The following is a 3,999-nucleotide window of genomic DNA, read 5'->3' as shown; positions in this document are numbered from 1 at the left end:
AAAGGGAGGGACACAACCCGGCACATCGTCGTGCAGGGCAGCGATCAGGGCCCAAAGACCATCACGCAGCTCAAAGGCCTCCAACGTGCGGACAATCGGATCGATCAGCCGCGCGAACCCCACGCCATAACGGGCGTAACGGGGCAGCTTGACGATACGATCCTTGCTCACCGTACCGGGCGACAGGATCTCGCATACCCAGTCGGGCACCACCTCGAAGCGGTGATCGTCGGGAACCGCCGGCATCCGTTCCCGCCGCCAGCCAGCCACATCAGGCACCGCCACCTCGTGGGAAGCTGCACGACCGCAGCTTGCCAGGGTTGGCCAGGCCATTCAACCGAAAAGGACAGGGGGCTGTTCCGAGGCGGTTGGGTCGGAGGAGGAGGGCCGAAAACGGGGGACGGAGTCACCCCCGGCTCTTCTCCCCCCTCCCACGGTTCACCGGGGGCCGATTCCGGTACAGAACGGCCGGTGACATGCGGTCTCGTGCAGGAAGCAACATGTCCCGGCTGTGAACTGTCCAGAAATCTCAAATGCAGCAATCCATCTTCTTGATTGACTTGGTCAAATCTTGCCCCATACTGCCAGAAAACTGTCCAAAGAACTGGCCATGCCGGACGTGCGGGAACGAGCATATCCAGGCCGGCCGCCAGGCGTTGACTTCGTGAACGAACCCAACAGCGCCTTGCTGCTCGCAAGGAGGCCAGGAATCCGGGACGGATCTTTGACGACGCTTTCCATCAGCTATGACCGATCTGGCCGTGATGCAGCCCCTCATGCCGGAAGCGCGCCTCCTTGCCCCCCTCCTGGAGCAGGCGGCGGCCCTGGTGGCCGATTGCCACCGGCTTTCCAGCCAGGCCGGAGGTCCCCTCACCGGCGCGCTGCGCCCGCGCCTGCGGGCCATGACCTCGTACTACACCAACCAGATCGAAGGGCAGCACACGCGACCGGCCGACATCGAGCGGGCCCTGGCCGCCCAGTTCGACGCCGATCTCCGGCAGGCCCAAAAGCAGCGGCTGGCCCTGGCGCACATGGCGGCCGAGGAAGCGCTGGAGCAGGCGGTCCGCCGGGAATCCTGCTACGATCCCTCCTGGGTCACGGCCATCCATCGTTCCCTGTATGACCGTCTGCCGCCTGGAGACCGCGAGACGGAAGAAGGCCAAGGCATCGTTCCGGGCGCGTTTCGCCAGCAGGATGTCACGGCCGGCCGCCACCTGGCGCCGCCCCACGCCAGCGTTCCCGGCCTGCTGGCCGGCTGGGGGCAGGGGTATCGGGGGCTTGCCGGCAGCGAGCTGCCGGTGATCGGGGTGGCTTGCTCGCACCACCGGTTGCTCTGGATCCATCCCTTCGTCGATGGCAACGGCCGTGTTGCTCGACTCCACAGCCATCTGGCCTTCCACGCTTTCGGCCTCAGCCAGGGATTGTGGTCACCGCTTCGTGGCCTGGCGCGCAGCCGTGACAGCTATTACGCCCGCCTCAACAACGCGGACCTGCCCCGCCGCAACGACCTCGATGGCCGCGGCGCTCTCTCCCAGGAGGAGTTGCTCGCCTTCGCCAGCTATTTCCTCGGGGTCTGCATCGATCAGGTGCGCTTCATGCGCACCATGCTCGACCTGGCCAGCATGCGGGAGCGGCTGGCCGACCTGCTGCGCCGTCTCGCCGCCCACCCCTGGGACATGGGCAGCGAGCGGTCCCTCGTCAGGCTGGAGGCCCTGGAAGCTCTCCTCTACACGGCCGCAATCGGAAAGGTCGAGCGGGCACGCTTCATGGCCATGACCGGCCTGCCGCCGCGCACCGGCCGGCGAGTGTTGGCCAGCCTCCTGGACTGGGGCCTGCTCACCGCCGCCTCGTCCCGGGCGCCGGTGGCCTTCGCGGTGCCCCTCAGAGGGCTACGCTTCCTGTTTCCCAGGCTCTGGCCAGAGGCCGAGGGATGATTGCTGCAGCCCGCCTGCTCCTATGCTCCCTTTGAGCACCGGCGGCGACGAGGACCCCGCATGCCGTGCTCCCAGCCCCATCATGGGGACAAAATGACAAGGTGGGCGGCGAGGCGGTGTCTTCTGAGGCTCAAGTCCACAAGTCGGCCAGAGCGAAGGTGACAGCGGCAAAGGGAGGGACACAAACCGGCACATCGTCCTGCAGGGCGGCGATCAGGACCCAGAGACCATCACGCAGCTCAAAGGCCTCCAACGTGCGGGCAATCGGGTCGATCAGCCAGGCGAACCCCACGCCATAGCGGGCGTAACGGGGCAGCTTGACGATACGGTCCTTGCTCACCGTACCGGGCGACAGGATCTCGCATACCCAGTCGGGCACCACCTCGAAGCGGTGATCGTCGGGAACCGCCGGCATCCGTTCCCGCCGCCAGCCAGCCACATCCGGCACCGCCACCTCCTGATCCCGGACAAAATGGACCTCCGGCTCCAGCAGGATCCACCAGCCACCGGGGCCACCGCGTCCGAAATCGAAGGGACCGGCCAAATCCAGGCTCAGTGCCCGCGCCACCACCCCGTGGCGACCACTGGGACGGGGCTGGGTGTGCAGTTGTCCGTTCAGGATCTCACCGGTGATACCCTCCGGCAGGGAGCAAAGCTCATCGTAGAGATACCTTTGTCGCGCGTGTGCGGGGTACATGGCTCGTTCTTCTCGGAAAAGGGCAACGAGGGGGCCACAAATCCCACCTTTCTGAGGGCCGTCTGCCGGACAAGGAGGCTTGTCAGATATCCCACCTGCCGGAATTCGGCAACAAGAGCCCAGCCGGCGTGACAGGGCGACCCGTCGGCCTGGTGATGGCTCGGGCCTCCCGCACGTAGAACTCCTGGCCCACCCGTTCGATGTGGGCCTTCAGCTGCGGATTCACCATGCGGTCGAGCAGGGAGACGTCAAAGGTATAGGGCAGAAGCAGGTCGTCCAGATCAAGACAAATCCGATTCAGGGACTGCAGATCCAGGCCTGCACCGCTGAGGGCCAAGTCGATGTCGGATCCCGGCCTGTGGGTGCCTTTGGCCCTGGAGCCGTACAAGACGGCCCGCTCCACCGACTGGTGCCGCGAGAGGACCGCCACGATTCTCTCCAGGGTCTCCCCGGCTAAGCCGTACGGCATCGGGCCTCCCAGCGCGACAGCCGAGGGTGCGTCCCTCCGATCATTCCCCGGGCAGGGTCTGCAGCCGCACCTGCAGACGACGGAACAGCGGATAATAGGTCTTCAAAACAGCCTCTTGGATCTCCTTGGCCGTCTCCTCGTTGTAGGTATGCGAGGTGCGGTTGCGGCTACCCAGCATATCCATCCAGGAATCGCCGTCCTCGATCAGGCCCACACGAAAAGCCCTGCGGATGGTATCTCGGGAACCGAAAAGGTCGGTGTGGCCTTGATACTCCAGAAAGTCCTTGAGGACGTTCCAGGCCAGCTCGTACGTGTATTCAAAGGCCTTGACAAGGCCTTGCACCTCCAGGTCCGACAGCTCGTCCTTGTCGACGAACCTCTGCAGCTGGCCAAGGGCTTTCTGGAAGTTCATAAAGCGCTGGCGCCAACGGATGTCATCGCTAGCCATCGGAATCCGTCCACCGCGAAGCGGATCACCGTCCCGGGGGCAGAGAGCAGCCCGTCGCCGGCCCGGCTGCCGGGCACGGTATCAGACGCCTTCGTGGAGCGCCAATGCATACCCCGGCCCTGGCATGACCATAGCACAACCTTGGGCAGGTGTCACCGGTCGCGGCAGCCTCAGGTCAGCCTCAACTTCCGGCGGAGATGCCCTCGTCCTCTGGAACCCCTACCGGGACGCACGACGCACGGCGTGCCAAGCACTCCGGGCCCCAACGTCCCCAACGCCACACAGTCCTTCCTCCGGGCAATCGTCTCTTGAAACAGCGCCATGGGGGTACTTGTGTGAAATCCTTATTGATTCCAAGGTGTTGGCGCCCGATCGCCTCTTGAACAGCTCGCAAGAGGAGTCGTCCGAAATACTCAATGATGACAAGATGTTGCACTCCGATCACCTCTTG

The 3,999-nt window shown here is 64.8% G+C and carries 4 protein-coding genes and 1 pseudogene; 1 reads left to right on the top strand and 4 read right to left on the bottom strand.

The features are described 5' to 3' along the window. Positions 1–288 (bottom strand): annotated as a pseudogene (locus tag AB1634_18865) (Uma2 family endonuclease). A gap of 458 nt (positions 289–746) precedes the next feature. On the opposite strand from AB1634_18865, the gene AB1634_18860 reads away from it, so the two are divergent. After that, positions 747–1,934, top strand: coding sequence for a Fic family protein (locus AB1634_18860; protein MEW6221574.1), 1,188 nt, complete (start codon positions 747–749; stop codon positions 1,932–1,934). Between the two features lie 130 nt (positions 1,935–2,064). Here AB1634_18860 and AB1634_18855 read toward each other — a convergent pair whose 3' ends face one another. The 3 genes from AB1634_18855 to AB1634_18845 all read right to left on the bottom strand — a co-directional run bounded on the left by AB1634_18855 (position 2,065) and on the right by AB1634_18845 (position 3,548). Next, complete coding sequence (locus tag AB1634_18855) at positions 2,065–2,631, bottom strand: Uma2 family endonuclease (protein MEW6221573.1); 567 nt, start codon at positions 2,629–2,631, stop codon at positions 2,065–2,067. Positions 2,632–2,713: 82 nt separating this feature from the next. Beyond that, positions 2,714–3,100, bottom strand: a complete 387-nt coding sequence (locus AB1634_18850) for a nucleotidyltransferase domain-containing protein (protein MEW6221572.1) — start codon at positions 3,098–3,100, stop codon at positions 2,714–2,716. 40 nt (positions 3,101–3,140) lie between these two features. After that, positions 3,141–3,548: a nucleotidyltransferase substrate binding protein gene (locus AB1634_18845; GenBank protein MEW6221571.1), complete on the bottom strand. Its 408-nt coding sequence runs from the start codon at positions 3,546–3,548 to the stop codon at positions 3,141–3,143. Between the last annotated feature and the right edge of the window lie 451 nt (positions 3,549–3,999).

It is taken from the genome of Thermodesulfobacteriota bacterium (genome assembly GCA_040755095.1).
Lineage (GTDB): Bacteria > Desulfobacterota > Desulfobulbia > Desulfobulbales > JBFMBH01 > JBFMBH01.
This window is presented reverse-complemented; position numbering and strand designations above follow the sequence as displayed.

What these genes read in the sequence shown, in the direction of transcription:
- AB1634_18845 (MEW6221571.1), bottom strand. Translation starts at nt 3,548, where the DNA reads ATGGCTAGCGATGACATCCGTTGGCGCCAGCGCTTTATGAACTTCCAG.
- AB1634_18860 (MEW6221574.1), top strand. Translation starts at nt 747, where the DNA reads ATGACCGATCTGGCCGTGATGCAGCCCCTCATGCCGGAAGCGCGCCTC.
- AB1634_18855 (MEW6221573.1), bottom strand. Translation starts at nt 2,631, where the DNA reads ATGTACCCCGCACACGCGCGACAAAGGTATCTCTACGATGAGCTTTGC.
- AB1634_18850 (MEW6221572.1), bottom strand. Translation starts at nt 3,100, where the DNA reads ATGCCGTACGGCTTAGCCGGGGAGACCCTGGAGAGAATCGTGGCGGTC.